Genomic DNA, 22,969 nt, shown 5'->3' with positions numbered 1-22,969 from the left:
CTTGGCCATGTCAGAGGTCGATGTCCACGAGCGGCGGCAGATGGCGCAGGGCGTCGGGCAGTTCGGCGATGCTGCGCTGTACGTACCAGCCGCGGGCCCAGCGCAGGACGGCGGCGCGGCCAAGGTGCCATTCGTCGCAGAACTGGGAGAGCACGTCGATGCAGAAGTCTTCGCGGAGCGCGACGAGAGTGTCGTCCTGGGGGTAGGCGATGATGGACATCCCGCACTCGTCGGGGTCGCCGAGGTCGAGGGCGTCGGCGAGGATCGCCGCGGCGGCCCGGCTGGTGCCGCCGCCGTTGTAGCCCCAGCCGAAGCCGCCGAGTTTCGTCTGCGTCCTTCGCGACGAGTTCGTGCAGCACGGTGACGTTCTCACACTGGGTGGGGCCGTCCTCAGGCTTCTCGACCAGGAGCCGGGCGGGCTGCCATTGGTCTTCGTCGCTGCCGGCTCACTGGATGCCGTGGCACGTACGGTCCTCGTACGCCATCGTGTCCCCTCCCGTTGATCGTTGTGACGGACGCTCCCACCCTGCCGGACGCGCGCACGCGCTGACAGGGCGCGGCTGGTCAGGTCACTGGCGGGAAGAGTTCGAGCAGGCGTTCCTCGTGCCGGGTCCGCAGGGGTCCCTCCGCCGAGGTCCGGCCGGTGCATGATCGTGGGCATGAGCAAGCCGCACTGGGTCGAGACCGGCGTCTACGGGCTCCAGGTCCGTCACGGTGACGATGGCCGCATCTACACGCGCACCGCCGGCGGCGTCCGCGCGGCCGAGCTTGCCGAGGTGCGGCGGCTGACGGCTCTGCGGCCTGCCGAGACCCCGCCGGGCGGTCCCTGGACGCCGGAGCCGGCCCGCACCGTCCTCTCGGTGCTCGGCCTGCCGACGGGGTGAGGACGCCTCGTGGGCCCGAGCCATGAGCTCTGGTGGCTTTCCGCAGGTCAGGCGGCAACCTCGACGACGGAGAGGACTGAGCCGGGAACGGCCAGTCCTGTCCACAGCCGCAGTGGGTGGCGTGGTCGCGGCTGCTCTTCAGTGGCTCGTACACGAGACGGGAGTGACAGGACATCTCCGACGTCACCATGGGGTCCAGGGACACCATCAGCGAGGCAGCGTGACGAGCCCCATTTCATAGGCGGTGATGACGAGCTGGACCCGGTCCCGGGCGCCCAGTTTGGTGAGCAGCCGTGACACGTGCGACTTGGCGGTGGCCACCGTGATGAAGAGGTCCTCCGCGATCTCGGTGTTCGACCGGCCGCGTCCGACCAGGGTCAGTACTTCCCGTTCCCGCTCGGTGATGCCCTCGACCGGTCGTGGGGAGCGCTCCGGGGCTGCCGCGGGGCGCCCGATGAAGTCGGCGATCAGACGGCGCGTCACACCCGGCGCGATCAGTGCGTCGCCGGCGGCGACCACGCGGACCGCCGCGAGGATGTCGTCCAGCGCCATGTCCTTGACCATGAAGCCGCTCGCGCCGGCCCGGAGCGCGCCGTAGACGTAGTCGTCCTCGTCAAATGTGGTCAGGACGAGGACGCGTGTGGTTGTCGGACCGGCTGTGATCCGGCGGGTGGCCTCGATCCCGTCCATGCCGGGCATCCGGATGTCCATCACCACGACATCGGGACTGACATCCCCGACCAGTTGGACCGCCTCAGCACCGGTGCAGGCCTCACCGACGACCTCCAGGTCGGGGTGATCGGCCATGAGTACGCGCAGACCGGACCGCACCAGCGGCTGATCATCGGCGAGCACCACCCGAACTGTCATCGGGCTTCCACCGAAACTCCGATGGGTGCGGGCAGCGGCAGCCGGGCCGCCACGCGGAAGCCGCCTTCGGGGCGCGGCCCGGCGCTGAGGTGGCCGTGCAGCAGGCCGGCCCGCTCCCGCATCCCGATGATGCCGAAGCCGTGGGCCGAGCGGTTCCCGGTAGCGCCGCGTCCGTCGTCGATGACCTCCACGGACAGTTCCTCGTTCCCGTAGTCGATGGCCACCCGGCAGCGCCCGGTGCCCGCGTGGCGGACCACGTTGGTCAGCGCCTCCTGCACGATCCGATAAGCGGACAGGTCGATGTCGGCCGGCAGAGGACGTTGCTCCCCGCTGCGGCGCACGTCGACGCGTACCCCCGCATCCGCGGTCGCTGCCGCCAGCCGTTCGACGTCCGCCAGCCCCGGCGAAGGTGCGAGCGGCGACTGCTCCGATGCGGTCGCGCCCAGGTCGGCCTGACGGAGCGACACCAGAGTACGCCGAAGGCCCGACAGGGTCTCTCTGCTGGTGGCCTCGATGGCGCGCAGGGCTTTTCGCGCCTCCGCCGGCTGGGTCTGGATGACCCGGCTGCCCACACCGGCCTGGATGGCGATGATGCCGATGCTGTGCGCGACCATGTCGTGCAGTTCCCGTGCGATCCGCAGCCGTTCGGCCGTCACGGCCTCGGCCACCTCCTGCGAATGCAGCGCCACCGCGTGCTCGCGGCGCTCGCGACTCAGCAGACCGACCGTGCAGGATGCGGCCATCGCCAAGAGGGCGATCACGACGTTGACGGTCAGGTTGTCCCCGTGCGCGAAGACGCCGATCACCAGGAGTTGCACGGCGAAGGACACGGCCACGGCGACGATCGAAGCCGGCCGTGCGCAGGTGGCGACGACGAAGCCCAGGACGAGGTCCGCCGCCAGATACGAAAGGAACTGTCCCTGATACGACGGTGCCAGGCCCTCATGGACGGAGTCCGGAGTGCCCACCACCACGGCCGTGGATCCGAGGAGTGCCATGGCCAGAGCCAGCTGCGGCTTGCGTCGCACCACGCCGATGAGCAGGCTCACGGCCAGCAGCGACCCGACAGCGTGGACCGTGCCCGACGCCCGCGTCGCGCCCCCCACCAGCAGACCCACCATGAGCAGGTAGGAGGCACCCCCGGCCCAGGCCAGCGCCTTGGTTCTCGTCATCGGCGGTGTGCCCTCTCGGGAACAGGACCTCGGTGCGCAAAGCGCGCAGGCAACGGAGTGATCGTTATGGGGTGCACGCCGCGAGACTAACCGGACACCGCCGGCGTGGCATCGGCCCGGGGACGTACGCCCACGGGCTAACCCGGTCGCGCGATTGCCGCCCACGGCCCCATGTCCGGACAGGGCTCCTCTCGGCACTGTGGGTGCCGTGATCGAAGTCAACGAACTCACCAAGCGTTACGGCAGCAAGACGGCTGTCGACCATCTGTCCTTCACCGTGCGGCCGGGCGAGGTCACCGGATTCCTCGGCCCCAACGGAGCCGGCAAGTCCACCACCCTGCGGATGATCCTCGGCCTGGATGCTCCCACCACCGGCACCGCCACCGTCAGCGGCGTCCCTTTCCGCCACCACCCGCGGGGACTGCGGCACGTCGGCGCCCTCCTCGACGCCGGCCAGGTCCACGGCGGACGCAGCGCCGCCGCCCACCTGTCCGCCCTGGCCCGCAGCAACGGCATCCCACGACGCCGGGTGGACGCGGTGCTTCAGGAAGTGGGGCTGGCCGAGGCGGCGAACCGCCGCATCGGCGGATTCTCCCTCGGTATGAAGCAGCGAATGGGGATCGCCACCGCCCTCCTCGGCGACCCGCCCGTGCTCATGTTCGACGAGCCGATCAACGGCATGGACCCGGAGGGCGTGCTCTGGGTACGCCGACTCTTCCGGCGCCTGGCCGCCGAGGGCCGCACGGTCTTCCTCTCCAGCCACCTGATGTCGGAAATGGAGAACACCGCCGACCAGCTGGTCGTCATAGGCCGGGGCCGCCTCATCGCCGCCGAGTCGGTAGGTGACTTCGCGGCCCGCGGCACCCGTCGCAGCGTCGTGGTGGGCACACCGCAGGCCGCCGAGCTGGCAGCAGTGCTGACCGCGGCGGGCGCCTCCGTCGAGCCGGAGGGCTCGGCGGGCGCCGAGAAGCTCGCCGTGACCGGGCTCCCGGCGGACCGGATCGGAGCACTCGCCTTCGAGAACCGTATCCGAGTGGACGAGCTGACCACCCGCACCGCCTCACTGGAGGCGGCCTTCATGGAACTCACCGCCGACAGCGTCGAATACCAGGCAGGACAGCCCCGATGACCACACTCGCCTCCGTCTCCCCGGCCACCGCCGTCACCGGGCCGCCCGTCCGCTTCCGCGACCTGCTCGCCGCCGAGTGGATCAAGATGCGGTCCCTGCGCTCCACCCCGTGGACGATCGCACTCACTGTCCTGTTCGTCGTCGGGTCCGCCGCCGTGGCCACGCTGGCGGACAAGGCCGCGCGCTCCGGCCCCGCTGATTTCCTGCCCTACGACGCCTACCCGCCGGCCGGCTACTGGACGCTGATGCTCGTCGCCAGCAGCATGGGCGCCCTCACCGTCGTGAGCGAGTACAGCAGCGGTCTGATCCGCACCACCACCGTGGCCGTCCCGGCCCGCGGCTCGGTGGTGCTGGCCAAGGCGGCCGTCACCGCCGCGCTGTGGACCGTGGTCGGCACGGCCGCCTCCACAGGTTCCTTCCTGGTCTCCCAGGCCATCCTGGACGGGCACCATGCCGGGGTTCCGATCACCCACCCCGGGGTGTTCCGGGCGCTGGTGGCATCCGTGTTGCTGGCTCCGGTCTGTGCTCTGGTCGGTCTGGGCCTCGGTGTTCTGCTCCGGCATGCCGCCGGGACCATGGTCACCAGCATCTTCACCCTGCTGATGCTGCCCACCATGTTCTCGGAGAGCAACCGGTGGTCGGCGGACATCAAACACGCGCTGGTGTCGGCCGCCTGGAATCGCCTGGTCCAAACCTGGGAGCCGGATCCCGGATCCCTGGGCTACACCGCCACGGTCCCCGGATCCTGGATCGTGTACGCGCTCTGGCCACTGATCACGGTCGCACTCGCCGTTCTCGTCGTGAGGCGCCGCGACGTGTGAGCGTGCCTCCAGGACGCGCAGCCCCTGGAGGCACGCTCCGGGGCAAGGCCCCGGTAGCTCGTCGCACCCTTGATGGCGGTCTCTCATAAATGACCTTTATGAGAATCACCGCCCGCGACGGTCGTCACCCACAGCTACACAACGGTTGGTCGGCAGTTGAGCGACAGGGCGGAAGTCCCCGATCACGCGGATCGGGGGCTTCCGCGTTTACGAGCCCGGCCGGAGGGGGTCTGGGCGGGTCCCTGTTGCGGCCCCGGGTGCCGGGTGCCCGTTTACGCGGCCGGGGTGAGTTCGGCGCGGCCGAACAGCAGCGCGTAGCCGGTGGGGAGCTGGTGGAGGATGCGGGTGATGAGGTCGGGGCCGGCGTGGGCGGCGACGGCGGAGAAGACGGAGCCGGTGTCCCACCGGGTGGTGGCCAGGGAGGCGCCGGAGCGGGCGGCGAGGTCCTTGACGAAGGCCCATCCGGTCAGCGGCTGGGTGTCGGGGATCTGCGCGGTCAGGACGCGTGCGGCCTCCAGGGGCAGGCAGGCGGCCAGGTCGACGCGTTCGTCGCCGGTCAGCTGGCGTCCCAGCCCCGAAAGGACCAGGCGGACGGCTTCCTCGGCTCTCTCACGGGTGGGGTAGGCGCCTTCGTAGCGGACCTTCTCCAGCATCTGCTCGTACGCCGTCCCGTACGGCTGCTGGTGCTCAGACGGTACGCGCACGTCGGTGATCACTGCGGTGCATGCCTTTCGTGAAGCCAGGGTGGAGCGGTGCCGGTGTGCGGCACCGGTGTCAGGTGGGCTGGGGGCGGCCGAAGAGGAGGTCGTAGCCGGCGGGGAGCTGGAGCAGGATCTGCCCCAGCAGGTCGTCGCCGGCGGTGTCGGCGACCGTGGACAGGACGGCACTGACGTCCCAGGCCGCGGTCTGCTCGGTGGCGCCCTCGATCCAGGCTGCGGTCGCCCGCACGAACCGCTCCGGGGACAGCGGTTCGGCGCTCTGCAGCGGGTTGAGCAGGATCAGGGCGAAGCCCTCCGGCAGGCGGGCTGCCAGCTGGGCGCGGACTTCGCCGACCAGGTGCGCGTCAAGCAGGGCGAGCACCACGCGGGCCGCGCGCTCGGCTTCCTCCACGGTGCCGTACTCGCCGCGTTCCTTCACGTGGTCGAGGAACGCTTCGCGTCGCAGAGTCATCTCAACCGCCACCCCTTACTTCTTCGGACTGCCCACAGGGGTGCGGAGGGCGGGGTGAGGGGGGAGATCAGGTGCCCGTCCTCCGCACCTGTCCGGCCGGTGTCAGCCGGAGATCTCCTTGTGGCCGGTCCCGACGCCGATGGAGATCTTGCGGGGCTTGGCGCGCTCGGCGATCGGGATGCGCAGCGTGAGCACGCCCGCGTCGTAGTCGGCCTGGATGTGCTCGGTGTCGAGGGTGTCGGCGAGCACGATCTGGCGGGAGAAGACGCCCAGCGGCCGCTCGGACAGCTCCATCTGCACGTCGTCGGCCTTCGCCACCGGCCGCCGCTCGGCCTTGACCGTCAGCATGTTCCGCTCGACGTCGATGTCGATCGCCTCGGCGCTGACGCCGGGGAGGTCGAAGGCCACCACGTACTCGTCGCCCTCGCGGTAGGCGTCCATCGGCATCGCCGACGGCCGCGACCAGGTACCCGGGCCCATCAGCTGCTGCGCCAGCCGGTCCAGCTCACGGAAGGGGTCGGTGCGCATCAACATCGTGAAAACACCTCCAGCAGGTTCAGGCAGTTACTGCCAATGCGCCTCACTGACACCGTTGTAACATGTCATCCAATGGATGACAAACATGATGTCGTCTGCCTGATGACAATCCGAGGGAGGTGCCCGTGAAACCGGCCGACCAGCCGACCCCGCCCAGCACCGACGCCCACAGCCCGGCGTCGTTCCTCGCCGCCGCGGCGGCCCTTGACGCCATAGACGACGCCCTACGCGTCGCCCGGCAAGAGTCCAGGGACATCCCCGATACCCCCGGTCCCGGACCGGAGCAGGCGCTGGCCTCCCTGTTGCTGCTGCGGCAGGTCCGCGAGCAGCTCGCCGGGTGGGAGACCGGTCTGATCGAAACGGCCCGCGACGCGGGCGCCAGCTGGGCCGACCTCGCCCACCCCCTCGGCGTCGCCAGCCGCCAGGCCGCCGAGCGCCGCTACCTGCGCGGCCGCCCCGGCCCCGCCGGGACCACCGGCGAACAGCGCGTCCAGGCCACCCGCCAGGCCCGGGCCGCCGACCGCACCACCGCCACCTGGGCCCGCCGCAACGCCGCAGATCTACGCCGGCTCGCCGGCCAGATCACCGCACTCACCGACCTTCCCCCCGCCGCCCGCCGCCCGCTCAGCGAGCTCCACGCGGCCCTCGCCCACGACGACCCCGCCGACCTCATCGCCCCCCTGGCCGCCGCCCGCCCCCACCTGACCACCGCCCACCCCGACCTCGCCGCCCGGCTCGACACCCTCACACCCCCCTGACCCCGCCCGGCGCACCGCAACAACAGCCCGGTCAGCCCCCGCCCCCAGGTGGGTGAACGAGCGGAGACCTGGAGACCGACGCGGCCGGCCTGCGAGCCCACCTGGCCCGCCCCCTCACCGGGCAGGGCCTGGGCGAAGGGTGGAACGCAGCGAGTGGCCAAGATGTCGAGGTGCCGGTTCGTGCCAGGCTGCGGACCGGCCCCGGCCTTTCAGGCGGCCTGACCGAAGCCGGCCGCGGCCGGGTCCGGCTCGCGCAGCGGGGTGAAGTCCACGTCCAGCTTCGGGTCGTACGCCTCGGGCTGGATGCCGAGCCCGTGGGGGCTGTAGGGGTCCCGCCGGTAATGCTGCTGGATTGATTCCCAATGGGTTGTCAAGCCGGCCGATCTTGATCCTGGGTGCCGTCAGGCCGCCGTGGCCACCGGGTATTCGGGAGGCTTCCTCCAGTGCCACGATCCGGTCAGCCGCCACAGCAACACACACTGCACCCTGTGGCCGATGTGCCGGACCGGATGCACCGCTGTGCTGGCCGCGCCGGGCTCCAACCGGGCGCCGCTGTGCTCTGCGAGCGGCTACGGGTCGGCCGGTCTCAGTCGTCGATCCATGCTTCCACGTGGAAGTCGACGGAGGCGTCGCGGATGTCGATGAGTGACATGCTCTTGATGGTGAGCAGACCGGCCCAGCCCTGCTGGTTACGCACGCAGATCTGCGATCCTTTGCTGAGTTTGTCCGTGTCGATGGAAGAGGTGAAGCCGGCCTTCTTACGGCAGGTTTCGCGTGACCCCTTCTCGCCTCTGCCCAGCCGGATGAGCTGGGACCTGTCAGCGCCGAGGTAGCAGCCCCCGGACTCCGCACAGTGCAGGAAGATGTCATCCGCGTAGCCCTGACGCGGCGTGAGCGACGTGTCGGCCAGCTCGAAGTGGCTGCCGGCGGGCAGGGTCATCTTCTGGTAATCCACCCGCGACTTTACCCGCGTCATGTCGTCGGGAGCCGTGCTGTCGCTGTTCGTCAGGGTGTATCCCGCCACGGCGCTGGCGGTCACGGCGAGTGCGCCCAGGGCCGTGAACAGGACGGTACGCGTGGTGCGTTTCCGTGGCGGCTTCGGAGCGTGCGAGGACGGCTTCGGGATGTACGAGGGCGGTGGGGCGGGCGGGGACGGCGGCACGACCACGGTGAGCGGGGCCGTGGGCGCCGGGCCGGGAGCCGGTGGCCGCTGCGCGATGCCCGCCGCGACCCCGGCCGGCAACCAGCCCTCGCCGCGCCGCAGCTGGGTGTCGTCGCCCGCGGCGCGGCACAGCTCGATGACCGTGGACAGCGCCGGGCGCTGCCCCGGGTCCTTGGCCAGGCACCGGGCTACGAGGTCCTGCAGCTCCGCAGGCACTGCGGACAGGTTCGGTTCCTGGTGGACGATGCGGTAGAGCACGGCATGGGAGGGTCCGTCCCCGTAGGCGGGCGCGGCTGTCGCGGCGAAGACGGCCACCTGGCCGAGGGCGAAGACATCCGTCGCCGCGGTGACCTCGGTACCGGATGCCTGTTCGGGCGCCATGAAGGACGGCGTCCCCACAGCCACCCCGGTCGCGGTCAGCGCCGTGGCGTCGGCGGCCCGCGCGATGCCGAAGTCGATGACGCGCGGGCCGTCGGGGGCGAGCAGCACGTTCGACGGCTTCAGGTCGCGGTGCACCAGGCCAGCGCCGTGGATCGCCTGCAGCGCCTCAGCGATACCGGCGACGAGCAGCAGCACGGTCGGCACCGGGAGCGGTCCGTGGGCGGCGACCGCGGAGGACAGAGTGGGGCCGGGCACGTATGCCGTGGCCAGCCACGGCCGCGGGCCGTCGGTGTCGCTGTCGAGTACCGGCGCCGTGCACAGCCCCTGGACGCGTCGGGCAGCCGCCACCTCGTCGGCGAACCGCCGCCGGAACTCCGGGTCCTCGGCGAATTCCGGCCGGATCACCTTGATCGCCACAGGGCGGCCGGCCGGGGTGTAGGAGAGGTAGACCTTGCCCATACCGCCGGAACCGAGCCGCGCGACGAGCCGGTAGTCCCCGACCACCGACGGAGCGTCGTCCTCCAGATCCTGGAAGACTCCGGCCGACCTGCTGTTTTCCATGATCTCCACACCCCCGGCCCGCACCCTAACCAAGCGCCTCTCCCACCTCAACTTCGGTGGCACCCTTTGGCCGGCGGGCGGCCTTGCGGGCCCCTGGATCACCGAGCCGTGTCCGATGGTGACAGGCCGAATCGGTGCGTTCTGTGGACCGCAGCGTTGGCCGGGGTTTGGAACGCAGTACTGGCTCCAGTCCGGGGGGGGAGGTGTGTGAGGCACCCCTGGTGACGTGCAGAAACTCGGCTCTGGGATGCTTGACCTGTACAGCTTTTGGCACGATTCGAGGGGGCCGGGATGCGTTGGCATGCGGTGGGGACGATATGCGCGCTGGTAGTAGCCACATCGATCACGAGCACCGGGTGCGCCCGCTACTTTGCGTGCGGCGACGAGGGCAGGCGGCCGGGCGGGCTCACCAGCCAGGACATGGTCGGCACCTACAAGGCTGACCCGTTCGGGACGGTCACCCTCCGCGCTGATGGAACGTTCAGCGCGAGTGACTGGCCCGAGTTCAACTATCCGGACGACCCGAAGCACACCGGCGGCGGCTCCGGCACCTGGAAGCTCACACCGGAAGACAAGGTCATCGGGATGGACGACGACATCACGCTGTCCTTCACAGGCGGCAAACAGGTCTGGAACCGGGACTTCGAGCAGCCGGACCGGAAATTCAGCTTCGGCGTCACCGGCAGCAGGGAGAAGCCCCGCATCTACCGATTCACCACAGACCCCGACATTTGTGAACTGCACACGCTACGCCACCAGTAACCCCTCGCCGTCTCCGGGGAGCGCCCCGGCCGATGTCAGTGCCCGCGCGCATCTGAAAAGTCAGCTGAAGCCGCCGGGGCCGGAGGAGGGCTTATCCGGAAGCTGGTGCGGATGCAGGGCGTTCCGGGCGGCTGCTCGATCCCACCTGTGCTGGCGCCCATCTCGGCCGCGCACACCTGGGGCCATCGGTCCGCGCAGGCCTCGCGGCCGCGCTGCTCGGCAGACGATTGCCCACCGACACGCACATGCGCCCCTGGTGCCGACCTCATGCCGGTACTGGGGGGGCTTTTGTCGTTGGAGGGAAAACAGCAGGTGCCCGTCGACACCGCACGCCGCGGCACACCCTCGTTCCGCGGTGGTGGGAGCGGGACGGGGCCGGCGGATGGGTGCTCCGGGACGGGCCGTCCGACGCGTCACGATGGCTCGACGCCGCGTACAGCGACACCACGCTCGTCACCAGTGTGGGCGCACTGCACGCGGACCTCGCCACCGAGGACGACCGGCCGCGCGGGCTGCCGACGTCGTCCTCGACCCTGCCGAGCCTCAATATCCAGATGTTCCAGCACGCCAAGATCGGCGACGCCGACAACGTGCTGCACATCGGGACCGGGCCCGGCGTCGCCGACTGCATGCTCGCCCACCGGCTCAGCGACAAGCAGATCACCAGCATCGACGTCGACCCCTACCTCGTCGAGGCAGCGCGCACCCGCCTCCACGAGATCGGCCTCAACCCGACGATCCTCGCCGCCGACGCCACCGGCGAGCTACCAGGCGGCGGCGACGCCCTGATCGCCACTGTCGGCGTGCGGCCGGTCCCCGAAAGCTGGATCGCTGCACTGCGGCCCGGCGGCCGGCTCGTGGCCACGATCGCCGGCACCTCGCTCATCATCACCGCGACCAAGGACGAGTCCGGCCGCGCCGCCGGCCGCATCTCCTGGGACCGGGCCGGCTTCATGCGCACCCGCCACGGCGCCGACTACCCGCCCCAGCTCGCAAGCCTGCTCGCCACCGCGCGCGAACAAGACGGCGAGGAGATCACCATCGGCCGGTACCCCGTCGTCCACGTCACCGACGCATGGGACCTCGCGTCAATGCTGGAAGTGACCGCCCCGGGTATCGAGCACGAATTCACCGAGAAGGGGGCGCAGCGCATCGCGCTCATGGCACACGCGGACGGCTCATGGGCCCGCGCCGTCGGCCGCGGAAAGAAGAACCCCGAAGTCCACCAGGGCGGCCCCCGCCGCCTCTGGGACCTCCTCGACGACATCCGCCTGGACTGGCTCAGCCGCGGCGAGCTACCCGTGCGCGGCACCCGCGTCTTCATCAGGCAGGACGGAACCACCTTCCTCGCTCGAGGAGACTGGCGCGTAAAGCTGTAAGAGCAACGCGAGGCCCCGGCCACCCACCACATACGGATGGTCGAGGCCTCTTCCCGTGCGCCCACGGCACCCCAGCTCATCCCGCACTGGGCACATTCGCCTCAACACCGTGACGCGATGAACGCGCCGACGAACTGATGCCAGGGTTCATACGGGCGGGAGTGGAGGCACACCGAAGGGCCGGTGGCGCTGTTCAACCCCGCGGTGACGTGGCTGCACAAGAACCGGGTGCTGCTGTCGAGTATCTCGGTGCTGGCCCGGCAGGTGTCGGAGGCCTGCACGGTGGCGGAGCGGCGGCTGTACGCGTCGGTGGCCAGGGCCGCGCACAAGGCGGACCGGACGCTGGCGCCGGCGCTGGTGGGCTGCTGGAGGTGCGTGGGGATTCACCAACTGAGACGGGTTCGGCGCCTGGTTGCGGGCTGATCTGGTGCACCGCGACGACCAGCTCTTCCTGCTGGGACGGGGTGGAGCCGGCAACGTGCACCACGTGATCCGCGCTGCGGATCAGGGATTTCAGCTCACGGTCTGGCCGGACGACATCACCGTCAGCCCCAACGCGCATCCCCAGGAGTACCCACCCACCCTCGGTAGGCCGAAGCTGGGTCTGTGGCTGAGACCGAGCAGAGGAGCCAGTCAAGGGAAACGGCTCTCTGCCCTGTTGCCATGCGGTGATCCCAGCGGCGGGCGGGGCGCGGTGAGCCGCTGCCTGGCCTGCTGCACTCCGACGCGTGCGTGGAGGTCATTGCCGCAGGGGCGGGGCAGTCTTGCGGCTGACCTGCGGTGGAGCGGGCAACCATTGATCGCCTACCTGAGCTGGGGTGATCGTTTCGCGGATACCCGGGCCTTCTATGCTCGGCTGCATATGCACGAGACGGGTGCTGGAAAGGGGGTCTCGTGCGGCGCCTTTGGCCTGGGCCATACTCCGCATGTGGATGCTGGCAGCGGGGTTGACGTTGTCAGCGACCGGATGCAGTGGCGGTGAGGCGGTTTCCCGCGAGGGGGCCAGTGCTGTGAGTGACGCGCGTGTTTTCGGCAGGATGATTCGGAGCCACCAGAGCGACGAGATGGAGAGCCACTCCTCGACGCTGAATCCTCCCGCCCAGAGGTCGTTCCAGCCGGCTTCTGGTCGTCACACACGTTGAGCTGGACGGCCGTCGGAGCGGAGCGGCTGTTCGCAGGACTCGGGGACGATTGGGCGGACTGGTGTCGCTCCGGCGGCAATTCTTTCCGACGCCATTCCTTGATCTTGATGCCGCTCCTAGGCTGACGGTGTGGCGGCCAGGGGCGAGCGTTCAGGTCCAGATCCTCGAAGCGTGATGCGTTGGTCGTTGAGCCTGCACGTTGCTGTTGTGCTGTTGCTGTCCGCCTTCACCGTCGGCATCGTCGCGGCAGTGCTCTGGCTGCTTCTGGGTACACCTCGGCTGCACGTGGCCGGACCACTCAAGCCCGGAGATATTTACGACGGCATCAAGATCGCACTGGCGATCGTCGCCGGAGCCGGCGGCGTGGTGGCTCTGGTCGTCGGCTACCGGCGCCAGCACCTCAATGAAGTGACTGAGGAGCGTGAGCGCGGCAGGGCCTTCACCGACCGGTTCGGGGCCGCAGCCGATCAGCTCGGCGCCGATCAACCAGCGGCTCGGATGGCAGGTGCATTTGCCATGGCCCGACTCGCCGACGAGTGGCGCCAGGAGCGTCAGACCTGTATCGACGTGCTATGCGGCTACCTGAGGATGCCCCATGCGCCTGATCCTCCAGCCGACGAGCCGGCCTTCGTCGCCTGGCAACGCGAACGTGAGATACGCAAGACCGTCCTCCGGCTCATCGCCGCCCATCTGCGAGACGACTCACCCGAATCCTGGCAGGGGTACGATCTCGACTTCACCGGCGCCGTGCTCGACGAGGCGTACTTCCGCGGCGCCCGCTTCACCGGCGGCGACATAATCTTCCTCAACGCGCTCTTCGTCGGCCACGATCGAGACCAGGTGGTCTTCGATGAGGTCGAATTCGCCAGCGGGAGTTGCATCTACTTCCGCCTCGCCGAGTTCCGCAGCGGCTCCGTACGCTTCGACCGGGCCGTCTTCAGTGGCGGCTGGGTCACCTTTGACAGCGCCCGCTTCACCGGCGCCCGTGTGAACTTCCGGGATGCCGCCTTCAGTGACGGAGAGATCCGCTTCGAGGACGCGGAGTTCTCCGACGGTCTCATCGACTTCGCCGGCTCCACCTTCACCGGCACCGTCATGGACTTCGGCGAGCACCGCCTCCAGAGGCTCCACGTCACAGTCCCGCCCGCCCGCTTCACCGGCGGCACCGTCGATTTCTCCCGTACCGCGACGTTCACCCATCCCCCACGCTTCGGCCTGCATACAGCGCCCGAAGGGCTCCTGCTACCACCCGGCACCAACATCTCCGACCTGCCCTGACAGTGCCAGGGAGCCGCGCTTTCCCTGTCCAGAGCTGTGGTCACTCGATGGAGGGAAGCGCTTGATGTTCATCAGCTCTCTGGGCGGGGATACCCGACCCGTATTCACAAGATCACAAATGGCTCCCGAACTCGCCGTCCCACTGGCTCTCATTCATCCCGCCGAAAACAACACGCGGGACGCAGGCCGCGCGAGCGGTACCGGCACAGTGCTCGACGCCGAGGCCCTGAGAAAGGCTCTTCCGGATCTGCAGAGCATGCTGGTGGGCTGGACGTCAGGACATGTGCAACTGAGAGCCCGGGAGGTACCCCGGAAAGAGCGGTGCCCGGATGGTGGTGGCCCTAAGGGCTGCAGGTTGCATTGGATCCTGGGCACCGTGCAGTACAGGGCCCCTGGCAACTCAGGCGGTGTGGGCTGGATCCTGGCTGCGTGTCCCGCCCGGGAGGTAGCGGGTACTGCCTTCGAGGAGAGAAGGGAATCCGTGGCGGGCGGGGCCTCCGAGATCTCCATGCCAAGGGTCGGTGAAGAAGAGCGTGGCCTACGCCGAGCCGCGGGCTGCCTACGCCGGACCAAGCATCAGAATGACCGTACGCGTGGGCACCGTCATCGCCATCATGACGTATTACGACTCGGACAAGGATCCGCACAGTGCCCAGGTCCTGCCGTCTCTGGCCCTGACGCAGGCGAAGTGTCTGATTCAGGCGGAGCTGAGCCAGGTGCCGACGGCTTCAGCTGGCTGAACTCCGAAACGACCCGCAAGAGAATTCGACGGGCCATCATGGAGCGGCGACGCTAGCACCTCCCGGGATTCCTCGAAGGACCGCCGTCTCCCTGTTCGATGTAGCCGCGCACACCAGTCGTGTTGTTGGTGATACGCCACCAGTACGTCTCCAGGGGGCCAGGGGTCCCACAGTGCACAGTAACGCTGTGGCTGCGGTACCCGAGCCCTCGGATGGTCGAGCCGGACCTCGGCGCGTTGCGGATGCTCACGCCGTCGGTGTAGAAGCGGCCAGACACCGCACGCTCGCCGGCGGGAGCAGCCAGGGCAGTGTCCGAGGCCGCGAGCATTGCGGGCGCGACAAGACTCACAGCCAGAAAGCCACGGATCGCACGGCGAGCCCAGGCTCTTCCGGATCGTCTGCTTGATCTCTCGCCTGTCATCATTCGACTCCCTGTCTCTGATGTTTCCATAGACCGATAACCCATAACCGGCAATCAAGGAACCGGTCGACCAGAGTCAAGACGGAAAGCCCGTCAAAACAATTTGGCGGAAACTCACTCTGGTTGTGATTTCAGAGACCATTCTGGATCAATGACACGGCTCCACTGGCATCGAGCCTGGCTGCCACACCGTGCGACTCAGCAGGTTCCTCGGCACGGCACGCACGCTGGACCCACCCACGCCCGAGGGGCCTGCCGGCCGTTGCAGCCGGATCGCGGCCACCAGCACACTGCCGTGAAACATAGGCGCGCTTCTCGTAGCGAGTGGCCACCGCCCGGAAGCCTTTGATCGCGTTCATGGTTCGCTCCGCTTCATTGCGGCGACGGTAGATCTCTTTGTCGAAGCCTGTGGGCCGGCTGCCCGCGCTGCCCCGGCGTTGGCGGTTGGACCGCTAGTTGGCCGGCTCGGGGATGGTGTGCTTGATCTGCCGACGGCGCAGATAGCGACGGATCCGGCGGGAACTGTAGGCCAGTCGGCACACAGGTCATCTGGACGGGTACGGGGATGCCCACCACCCATTCGGGCGACGCCGATGCGGTCCAGTACCTCGATCAGCTGCGGGGCGTCACCCCACTGCCCGGGGGTGATGACGAACGCGAGCGGACGCCGTCCGCCCTCGAACGCCAGATGAATCTTGCAGGTGAAGCCGCCTCGCGATCGGCCCAGCGCCTCATCATCCCGGTGCCGTGTCGGACAAGTCCGCTCCCCAGGGACATGGGGAGCACGCTTGCGGGCTCCGACGGCATGTTGATGGGCGCGACAGACAGTGGAGTCCGCGCTGACCAGCGATCAGTCGATACACCCCTCGTCTCCCATGTGCCGTCCGCCGACCATCGGCGGTGACGGTCGTACACCGTCTGCCACTTTCCGAACCGTGGCGGCAGATCGCGCCACGGAATCCTGGTGCGCAACTGGAACAAGACGCCGTTGATCACCCTCCGATAACACTGCCACCGCCCGCCCCGGCCAGCGTTCCTCGGCACGTACGGCTGCAACCGCGCCCACTCCGCGTCGCTGAGATCACCCCGCCCCGCATCACCACGAACGACGCACCCATCAGCACGTCACCGACCCATCAGACACGGCCTAGGACGGCGCGGGAGGGCTGATTCGGCGGTCCAGGTCGGGAGTGCTTGCCCACGGTCTCGAAAGTCTCGAGCGGCGACCGTAGCCGGGTGCTTTGTCGCGAGATCCGCTTCCCAGACGCTCCTCCACCGCGACGGTGCGGTACAAGCGGGCGGCAGCCCAGCAGGGTATTCAGGCGGGAGTCGAGGCGGGCGGCCTCCTCGAGAGCCTGTTGGGCTGCGGCAGCGCCCTGGCTGGCCTCCGCCCCGGCGCCATCATCCCCGAGCGGCGTGGGCACAGGTGGATCCGGCCCCGGGCCGGGCGCGGATGGACAGGGCAGACCGCCCACGTGACCACGACGTAGTCGGGCAGGACGAAGCAAGCCGGTCACGCCATGGGGACTGCCTCGTCGCGGGTCGGGCCAGCCGCGGACATGATGGCCTGCCAGGGGGCGGAGTCGAAGATGAGCGTGATGGAGGTAATCCGGCCGTCGTGGAGCTGGAAGTGCTCGGCCGTGTGCTGGGTGATGCCGACGGCCGGGATGGTGTGGACGTCGTAGAGCAGGGTGGCCTCGGTCTTGCCGTACAGCTCGCTGATCAGCTCTACGCCGGTGACGATGCCCAGAAGCCCGTCCAGGCCGTCGAGGTGGCCGGTCGGACTGTCGGAGGTGATGAACGGGCTGCGGAAGCTGAAGCCTTCGCCGATCTGGGCAGCGGCCGTGGTGACGTCTCCCCGGAAACGGGCCTCGTGGTAGGCCCTGACGGCGCGTCGGGCGGCCGTGTTGGCTGAGTCGGTGGTCATGCGATGCTCCGTCGGTGTCGGTTCAGGAAGTCGGCGGCTCGTCGCGCCGGGGTGCGTTCAGGTACTGCTCAATGCGTTGCTGGTTCTCGACCATGCGCAGGCACAGGTCGCGGAACCGGGCGAGTTCGTCTTCGGTGAAGTTCTGGAAGACGGCGGACATGGCGCGCTGCGTCGGCTGCCGGAAGTTGTCCAGCCAGTCGAGGCCGGCTGGTGTGATCGTGGCTCGTACCGACCTGCGGTCGTGCTGGTCCTGGACCCGCTGCGCCAGCCCGTCACGCTCGAGCGTGTCGACCAGGCCGGTGACGTTGCGGGAACTCACCCCTGCCGCGCGGGCCAGTTCGCCGATGCTCAGGCCCTGGTCCGTGGCCGTACTCAGTCGTGCGAGGACGTCGAGCGCCCCCGCGCTGAGCCCCCGTCCCCCCGCACCGTGCGAACGCAGCCGGTCGACCGCCTGTGAGGCCGACCGGACGGCTGCGGCCGTCTCCAGTGCCAGGGTGTCGTCCCCCGCCGCGAACGCCTGCATGGAGTCCCGGACGCCAGGGTCGTAGAGGAAGCCATCAGGGTCGCGGGCCAGGCCAGGTTTATGTACGTGCTTCATAATGAAGCCACACTCTACTTTGATCAGTGGCCGCATCGCCAGAGACCGCCGCCGCGCGATGCCCGAAGATCCCGCCCTCGCGGGGACGAAGCAGGCGATGTTGCCGCGTCGGCTCTGCGCACTGCTCTTGGTTCTGGCCGACATTTCCTCGGCCCCGGACTCGGCAGCTGCTCTCCCCATCGACGTACAGCCGCTCTCCGTCTCACCTACGCAGCCACTCCTGTCATGCGCGGCTCAGGGACAGGTACTGACCCCAACACCCCCACTTCACAGGCGCTGCCGCTCTGCCCTGCCGCGGGAGTCGGCCGGTGAGTGATCCCCTGCTCGTGCTGCACCTGGCCGCGCTGTTCCGGTGGGAGCAGCATGAGACCGGCGGGTGCCGGTGCCTGTGTGGCCCCTACCACCTCGAATCCCCTGGCCCAGCTGTCGCCGGCGGTTGTACGGCCGCTGGCGAGCCCGGGCTGCTCAAACGACGTGTGCTCAGCCGAGCCCCGCCGTCGGGTGTCCTTGCGGTGGACGAGCTTGGTCTTGTCGGGATGCAATCGCAGCCCGGCTTCCTCCATCCTCGCTTCGATCGCCGCCCAGACCGGGGGACTCGGTGTTCGCCTCCGCAGCTTTGACCTTGAGGGCCTGATCCACGGAGCCGAAGAACTTCTCACCCGGTCCGGGCGTGCTCACGCTCTCCGGCGGCCGGCGTGGCCCGCCGCAGTCGCCGGGCCGTCATCAGACCGGCGAGTGCCGCCGCCGCAGCCCAGCAGCCGGCCCACCCCAGGGCTGCCCTCGTGCCCCACAGGTCCACCACCTTGCCCGCCGTCGCGGAGCCGATGGAGATGCCGATGCCCATCGAGGTGGTCACCAGGGCCATGCCCTCGGTGAGCCGGTGCCGGGGCACATGGCGCTCGACCGCCGAGAACCCGGCGATCAGCGCCGGGGCCATGGTCAGCCCCAGCAGGACCGCCGCGGGGAACAGGAAAGCGACTCCGGGCGCAACGGCGAACACCAGAGTGCCGCCCGCGAACAGCGGCAGCGTGGCGGCCAGCCGACGCTCCGGCGGTGACGACCACGGGCGGGCGCCGTACCAGAGACCGGCCACGGCACTGCCCAGCGCGAGCAGCCCCAGGACCCAACCGCTCGCCGCCTTCGCACCGTGCTCCTCCGTGAACGCCACGACACCCAGGTCGATGATGCTCCCGGCCGTACCCACGGCGATGAACGTGACCATCAGCAGGGGGAGACCGGGCGCCGTCAGCGCGGTGCCGCGCCCGTGCCGGCCCGCGTCGGCGACCGGCGGCTCGGTGCCCGGCTGAAGGGCCAGCGCCGTCTGGCCGGCAACGGTGCAGACCAGGGCCAGTACCAGCCCCGCCATGGGGGCGACACCCGTGACCAGCACGGCCACCGCGATGGGGCCGACGACGAGGATCACCTCGTCCACCACCGACTCGAACGCCAGGGCGGCGTGCAGCAACGGCGAGCCGTGCAGCAAGTGACTCCAGCGCGCGCGGATCAGCGAACCGATCGCCGGCATGGTGCCGCCCGAGAGCGCGGAGAGCAGCACCAGGCTCCACGCCGGGCCACCCCACTGGACGGCGGCGAGGAACCCCGCCCGGCTCACCGCGTTGGCGAGCGTGGTGACGGCGAGCACCCTGCTCTGCCGCTGCCGGTCCACGCGGCGGCTGAGCAGGGGGCTGGCCACCGAGTACGTGAGCGCGTACGCGGCCGACACCAGGCCGGCCAGACCGTACGAGCCCGTGTCCGAGGAGACGAGGAACACGGTGCCCAGCACCGTCATCAGGTGCGCCAGCCGCGCCACGAACCCTGCCGCCACGAAGCCGGGTGCCCCGGGGACGGAGAGGATCTTGCCGTAGGGGTTGTCCATGGGTGTCCGCAGCCCGTCACTAGCCGGCCGGTGGCCCGTCCGTGGTTGATGAGTTGCCCGTCAGTAGCCTGTCAGGTCGCCGATGTCCTTGGCCCGTGTCGGCACGAGGAAGCTCCGCTCGAAGGTCAGCACCACTTCTCCGGTCGACTTGCTCCCGGTCGTACGACAGCCCACGATGCCCTCTCCGGGGCGGCTCCGGGAGAGGCGCCTGGAGAGGATCTCGCTCTCCGCGTAGAGCGTGTCGCCGGTGAAGACCGGGGCGGGCAGCCGGATGTGCTCCCACCCCAGGTTCGCGATGGCGCGGCCGCTCGTGCTGCGCGCCGCCATGCCGCCCACGATGCTCAGCGTCACCAGGCTGGAGACCAGCGGACGGCCCCACTGGGTATGGGCGCAGTACGCCGCGTCGATGTGCAGCGGCGCGGCGTTCATGCTGAGCATGCTCATCAGGACGTTGTCCATCTCGGTGACCGTGCGGCCCGGCCGGTGCTCGAAGACGTCGCCGACGGTGAAGTCCTCGAAATGGAAGCCGACCTGCTCCCGGTACCGCTGCTCCCCCACCCGCCGGTAGCCGGTGATCGCCGGTTCGTCCATGCCCGCCTTCTTTCCCTGTCTCAGTGGTCCGCGCCGGTGACGTCCTTGACGTCCTCCACGAAGGCGGCGATCTGTTCCCGGCCGAGGTCTGCCCGGAGCATGATCCGCAGGCCGGCCTCACCGCGCGGGACGATGGGGAAGAACACCGCGGAGCTGTAGTAGCCGCGCCGGTACAGTTCGGCCGAGAGCTTCACCGCGCGGTCGGCGTCCCCGACGTCGATCCGGCGTACGGGCAGGCCGTTGCCCGCGTGCGCGGTGGGGAACAGCTCGTCGAAGTAGTCGATGTTGCCCTGGTGGCGGCGCTGCAGCTCGCCGAGCTCGGGAGAGCGGTGCAGCGCGGCGGAGGCGAGGGCCGCGCCGACGATGGGGATCTCCATGTTCGACGACCAGCCGACCGGCCCCGCATGGCGCATGAGCAGGCTCTGGGCCCGCCGGTCGCCCAGCATCGCCACCGCCCCGCTGCCGCAGCCGAACCCCTTGCTCAGGGTCGCCACGATGATGGTCAGGGGATTGACGCCGAGATGGGAACGGACGTAGCCCTCGCCGTGCTCGCCGAAGATGGACAGCCCGTGGGAGTCGTCCAGGTAGAGGAAGAGCCCGTAGCGCTCCTGGAGTTCCCGCAGCCCGTCCAGGGCGGCCGCGCCGCCCATGGAGTACGCGCCGTCCGCGACGTAGGCGACGTTCGGATACCTGCGGCAGACGTCCTCGAGGTAGTCGAGGTCGTTGTGCGGGCTGGTCAGCACCAGCGTCTCGTCCGCGCAGATCGGCTTCACGTACGCCATGGAGAAGTGGCACATCCGGTCGAAGACCATCACCCGCGGGCCGCCCGGGGCCAGATGGCCGGAGGCCAGGAGCGGCAGGATGCCGGCGGTGAGCACGCTGCAGGTGACGCCGGGCAGGATGAACGCGCCGAACAGTTCGCCGAGTTCTTCCTCCAGGCGGAACAGCAGGTCGTGCCGGATGCGCGTGTTGGCCAGCGAGAGGCCCAGACTGCGGGCCTCCTCCAGTGCGTCGATCGCTCCCTGTACCACCTTGGGGTGGTAGTTCAGACCCAGGTAGGAGCACGAGCACATGTTGATGAATTCATGACCGGATTCGCGGACGAACAGCCGGTTGTTCGATTCGGCTTCGACGTGGATATCGATCAGACCGTGGTCCGCGGCGGCCTGCCAATAGGGGTCGGAGGAGGCCAGCAGTTTCTCGCTGTTGCGGTACTGCCGAGGCCCTTGCCAGTTCTGGATTTCGTGCGTTTCGATGCTCACTGCTGACTCCCGCTTACCGAAGGAAAGACGGATGGTTCGGTCGTGCCGAATTCTTCGACCAGCCGTCGGGCCGCCTCGAAGAACGGGGTCCCCACCATCGCGCCGTCCACGACGGCGATGCCGTCGCCGCTCGCCCGGCCCGCCGCGACGACCCTGCGGGCCTTCTCCAGCAGTTCGGCATCGGGCGAGAACGCTTCGTTGATGGCGGGCACTTGACGAGGGTGCACAGCGATCTTCCCGCTGAACCCGAGGTCCCGGGAGAGCGCTGCCTCGTATTTCAGTCCGGCGGCGTCGGCGAACGCGAAGAAGGGGGCGTCCACCACGTCGATGCCCGCGGCCCGGGCGCTGTTGACCAGCCGGGCGCGGGCATGGAGCAGAGGGTCCCAGGCGAGCCGGGCCCCTACGTCGAAGGAGTAGTCGGCAGCGCCGAAGACCAGTGCGCGCAGCCGAGGCGACGCGGCAGCGATCCGGCCGGCGTTCTCCAGTCCCCGTGGCGTCTCCACCACGGCGAAGAACTGGGTCTCGGGACAGGATCCATGCAGGACGCGCTCGACGATCTCGATGTCGCGCGCCGACTCCGCCTTGGGGATCACGACCACGGCCGGCTTGACGGCATAGTGCCGCAGGGCCAGCAGATCACGCAGCCCGTCCGGCTCTATCACGGAGTTGATACGTATCCCGCACCGGGTGGCCGCGGCCGAGGTGCCGGTGAAAAACAACTCGGCCCGCCTGCGCGCCTCCTCCTTGTCCCGGTGCGGAACGGAATCCTCTAGGTCTACGACACACATATCGGCGCCCGAGTGGTGGCTCTTCGGGTACCGGTCCACGTCCGACGCCGATGTGGACAACAGGGAACGGCAATAACGGGTGTACTTCATGAGCAGGTCTCCGACCCGGCTGATGACGCTGTCGAGGCACCGGTGCTGCCGCGTCGTGTCGGATCGCCGGAATTCATCCTCCGCTTTCCGGGGTGCGACGGTGCAGTGTGCGGCAATCGACGGTGGTGCCGGAAACGACAATAGCCTTCGCAGGGAGGATTTGTCGCTGCCTATTTTTGGAGCGGGGCCGCCCTGTTCCGGTGCATGTATATCGCCTGCCCCAAAAGTATTTCCGGGATATCAGGCGTCCCACATGCACCTGATGCAGCGCGTAAGGGAGCGCCGTGGCGCGGAGTTGAGCCCGGTCGTGAAATGCGGATGTTTCTCGAGAGACAGACCTGACTGGCGCCCTGTCACCGTGGAGCTGGTCGGGTCGGCGTCTCCGCCGGGCCTCGCCAGGACCGGATGGGCGGTATGCCCTGCACCGGCGGGATGAGGGCCTGGCTGTCGTGCAGGTCCGCACCGGAGTCGCCGATGGAGGGGTTCCGGGAACATGGCTGTTCTTCGCCGCCGTCCCGAGACCGTGCCCGGGCGAGGCGGTCTCGCGACGTGTCTCTTCGACGGGTCGGTCGGTGGACGCCAGCGGGACGTCAGCGCCACGGCAGCAGAACGTTAGCGGCGGTCCCCAGACTCATGAATTCCTTCAGTTCAGGCGCGGCTCGCCGGAGAG

At 69.2% G+C, this 22,969-nt stretch carries 24 protein-coding genes and 2 pseudogenes; 10 read left to right on the top strand and 16 right to left on the bottom strand.

Translation table 11 applies throughout. From position 1 onward, the window contains the following. Positions 1–10: 10 nt before the first annotated feature. Complete coding sequence (locus IE295_RS15825; RefSeq protein WP_190064258.1) at positions 11–373, bottom strand: DUF6166 domain-containing protein; 363 nt, start codon at positions 371–373, stop codon at positions 11–13. Positions 374–659: 286 nt separating this feature from the next. Here IE295_RS15825 and IE295_RS15820 point away from each other — a divergent pair, with 286 nt between their 5' ends. After that, positions 660–884: a hypothetical protein gene (locus IE295_RS15820; protein ID WP_190064257.1), complete on the top strand. Its 225-nt coding sequence runs from the start codon at positions 660–662 to the stop codon at positions 882–884. 207 nt (positions 885–1,091) lie between these two features. Here IE295_RS15820 and IE295_RS15815 read toward each other — a convergent pair whose 3' ends face one another. Together IE295_RS15815 and IE295_RS15810 are read right to left on the bottom strand one after the other, a co-directional pair. Then, positions 1,092–1,754 carry a response regulator gene (locus IE295_RS15815; protein WP_190064256.1) on the bottom strand — a complete coding sequence of 221 codons (663 nt, stop codon included), beginning with the start codon at positions 1,752–1,754 and terminating at the stop codon, positions 1,092–1,094. Next, positions 1,751–2,875, bottom strand: a complete 1,125-nt coding sequence (locus tag IE295_RS15810) for a sensor histidine kinase (RefSeq protein WP_190064255.1) — start codon at positions 2,873–2,875, stop codon at positions 1,751–1,753. Before IE295_RS15810 ends, IE295_RS15815 begins: the two co-directional genes overlap by 4 nt. A 259-nt stretch (positions 2,876–3,134) precedes the next feature. Here IE295_RS15810 and IE295_RS15805 point away from each other — a divergent pair, with 259 nt between their 5' ends. Beyond that, positions 3,135–4,055, top strand: coding sequence for an ATP-binding cassette domain-containing protein (locus tag IE295_RS15805; RefSeq protein ID WP_190064254.1), 921 nt, complete (start codon positions 3,135–3,137; stop codon positions 4,053–4,055). Beyond that, a complete protein-coding gene (locus IE295_RS15800) occupies positions 4,052–4,876 on the top strand; it encodes an ABC transporter permease (RefSeq protein WP_190064253.1) in 825 nt (274 codons plus the stop codon). Before IE295_RS15805 ends, IE295_RS15800 begins: the two co-directional genes overlap by 4 nt. A gap of 272 nt (positions 4,877–5,148) precedes the next feature. On the opposite strand, the gene IE295_RS15795 is transcribed toward IE295_RS15800, so the two are convergent. From IE295_RS15795 to IE295_RS15785, 3 genes are all read right to left on the bottom strand, one after another. Continuing rightward, on the bottom strand, positions 5,149–5,592 hold the full coding sequence (locus IE295_RS15795; protein ID WP_190064252.1) for a DUF2267 domain-containing protein: 444 nt from the start codon (positions 5,590–5,592) through the stop codon (positions 5,149–5,151). 58 nt (positions 5,593–5,650) lie between these two features. Further along, positions 5,651–6,046 (bottom strand): DUF2267 domain-containing protein, encoded by a 396-nt coding sequence (locus IE295_RS15790; protein WP_190064251.1) that lies wholly within the window; start codon positions 6,044–6,046, stop codon positions 5,651–5,653. Positions 6,047–6,148: 102 nt separating this feature from the next. Next, positions 6,149–6,580, bottom strand: a complete 432-nt coding sequence (locus IE295_RS15785; RefSeq protein ID WP_190064250.1) for an Hsp20/alpha crystallin family protein — start codon at positions 6,578–6,580, stop codon at positions 6,149–6,151. A 128-nt stretch (positions 6,581–6,708) separates the two neighbouring features. Here IE295_RS15785 and IE295_RS15780 point away from each other — a divergent pair, with 128 nt between their 5' ends. After that, a complete protein-coding gene (locus IE295_RS15780; protein ID WP_190064249.1) occupies positions 6,709–7,341 on the top strand; it encodes a type III effector protein in 633 nt (210 codons plus the stop codon). Between the two features lie 209 nt (positions 7,342–7,550). Here IE295_RS15780 and IE295_RS15775 read toward each other — a convergent pair whose 3' ends face one another. After that, positions 7,551–7,715 (bottom strand): hypothetical protein, encoded by a 165-nt coding sequence (locus IE295_RS15775; protein WP_190064248.1) that lies wholly within the window; start codon positions 7,713–7,715, stop codon positions 7,551–7,553. A 212-nt stretch (positions 7,716–7,927) separates the two neighbouring features. Further along, positions 7,928–9,445, bottom strand: a complete 1,518-nt coding sequence (locus tag IE295_RS15770) for a serine/threonine-protein kinase (RefSeq protein WP_190064247.1) — start codon at positions 9,443–9,445, stop codon at positions 7,928–7,930. Positions 9,446–9,865: 420 nt separating this feature from the next. Here IE295_RS15770 and IE295_RS15765 point away from each other — a divergent pair, with 420 nt between their 5' ends. From IE295_RS15765 to IE295_RS15745, 5 genes are all read left to right on the top strand, one after another. Then, positions 9,866–10,207: a hypothetical protein gene (locus IE295_RS15765; protein ID WP_190064246.1), complete on the top strand. Its 342-nt coding sequence runs from the start codon at positions 9,866–9,868 to the stop codon at positions 10,205–10,207. Between the two features lie 386 nt (positions 10,208–10,593). Beyond that, positions 10,594–11,586 (top strand): methyltransferase domain-containing protein, encoded by a 993-nt coding sequence (locus tag IE295_RS15760; protein ID WP_224323236.1) that lies wholly within the window; start codon positions 10,594–10,596, stop codon positions 11,584–11,586. Positions 11,587–11,769: 183 nt separating this feature from the next. After that, the gene (locus tag IE295_RS15755; protein WP_190064420.1) at positions 11,770–12,009 is read left to right on the top strand and encodes a hypothetical protein; all 240 of its coding nucleotides are present in this window, start codon (positions 11,770–11,772) and stop codon (positions 12,007–12,009) included. Between the two features lie 926 nt (positions 12,010–12,935). After that, positions 12,936–14,006, top strand: a complete 1,071-nt coding sequence (locus IE295_RS15750) for a pentapeptide repeat-containing protein (protein ID WP_190064244.1) — start codon at positions 12,936–12,938, stop codon at positions 14,004–14,006. A gap of 593 nt (positions 14,007–14,599) precedes the next feature. Further along, on the top strand, positions 14,600–14,746 hold the full coding sequence (locus IE295_RS15745) for a hypothetical protein (protein WP_224323237.1): 147 nt from the start codon (positions 14,600–14,602) through the stop codon (positions 14,744–14,746). A 686-nt stretch (positions 14,747–15,432) separates the two neighbouring features. Here the strand turns inward: IE295_RS15745 and IE295_RS15740 are convergent. From IE295_RS15740 to IE295_RS15730, 3 genes and pseudogenes are all read right to left on the bottom strand, one after another. Further along, positions 15,433–16,223 (bottom strand): annotated as a pseudogene (locus tag IE295_RS15740) (IS5 family transposase); the annotation flags it as partial. 457 nt (positions 16,224–16,680) lie between these two features. Beyond that, positions 16,681–17,094 carry a nuclear transport factor 2-like protein gene (locus IE295_RS15735; RefSeq protein WP_190064242.1) on the bottom strand — a complete coding sequence of 138 codons (414 nt, stop codon included), beginning with the start codon at positions 17,092–17,094 and terminating at the stop codon, positions 16,681–16,683. 22 nt (positions 17,095–17,116) lie between these two features. Further along, positions 17,117–17,692 carry a MarR family winged helix-turn-helix transcriptional regulator gene (locus IE295_RS15730; RefSeq protein ID WP_190064241.1) on the bottom strand — a complete coding sequence of 192 codons (576 nt, stop codon included), beginning with the start codon at positions 17,690–17,692 and terminating at the stop codon, positions 17,117–17,119. Positions 17,693–18,000: 308 nt separating this feature from the next. On the opposite strand from IE295_RS15730, the gene IE295_RS34405 reads away from it, so the two are divergent. Further along, positions 18,001–18,312 carry a DUF6372 family protein gene (locus IE295_RS34405; protein ID WP_373314156.1) on the top strand — a complete coding sequence of 104 codons (312 nt, stop codon included), beginning with the start codon at positions 18,001–18,003 and terminating at the stop codon, positions 18,310–18,312. Between the two features lie 35 nt (positions 18,313–18,347). On the opposite strand, the gene IE295_RS15725 is transcribed toward IE295_RS34405, so the two are convergent. The 5 genes and pseudogenes from IE295_RS15725 to IE295_RS15705 form a co-directional block, all read right to left on the bottom strand. Further along, positions 18,348–19,568 carry an MFS transporter gene (locus IE295_RS15725; protein WP_190064240.1) on the bottom strand — a complete coding sequence of 407 codons (1,221 nt, stop codon included), beginning with the start codon at positions 19,566–19,568 and terminating at the stop codon, positions 18,348–18,350. A 60-nt stretch (positions 19,569–19,628) separates the two neighbouring features. After that, positions 19,629–20,159 (bottom strand): MaoC family dehydratase, encoded by a 531-nt coding sequence (locus IE295_RS15720; RefSeq protein ID WP_190064239.1) that lies wholly within the window; start codon positions 20,157–20,159, stop codon positions 19,629–19,631. Between the two features lie 20 nt (positions 20,160–20,179). Next, positions 20,180–21,421, bottom strand: a complete 1,242-nt coding sequence (locus tag IE295_RS15715) for an 8-amino-7-oxononanoate synthase family protein (RefSeq protein WP_224323238.1) — start codon at positions 21,419–21,421, stop codon at positions 20,180–20,182. Beyond that, positions 21,418–22,299 (bottom strand): HpcH/HpaI aldolase/citrate lyase family protein, encoded by an 882-nt coding sequence (locus tag IE295_RS15710; RefSeq protein WP_190064238.1) that lies wholly within the window; start codon positions 22,297–22,299, stop codon positions 21,418–21,420. The genes IE295_RS15715 and IE295_RS15710 overlap by 4 nt, the downstream gene beginning before the upstream one ends. A 349-nt stretch (positions 22,300–22,648) precedes the next feature. Then, positions 22,649–22,778 (bottom strand): annotated as a pseudogene (locus IE295_RS15705) (IS5/IS1182 family transposase); the annotation flags it as partial. Positions 22,779–22,969 lie beyond the last annotated feature (191 nt).

It is taken from the genome of Streptomyces griseocarneus (assembly GCF_014655595.1).
GTDB lineage: Bacteria > Actinomycetota > Actinomycetes > Streptomycetales > Streptomycetaceae > Streptomyces > Streptomyces griseocarneus.
The sequence above is the reverse complement of the archived record's forward strand: the minus strand, read 5'-3'. Positions and strand labels throughout refer to the sequence as shown.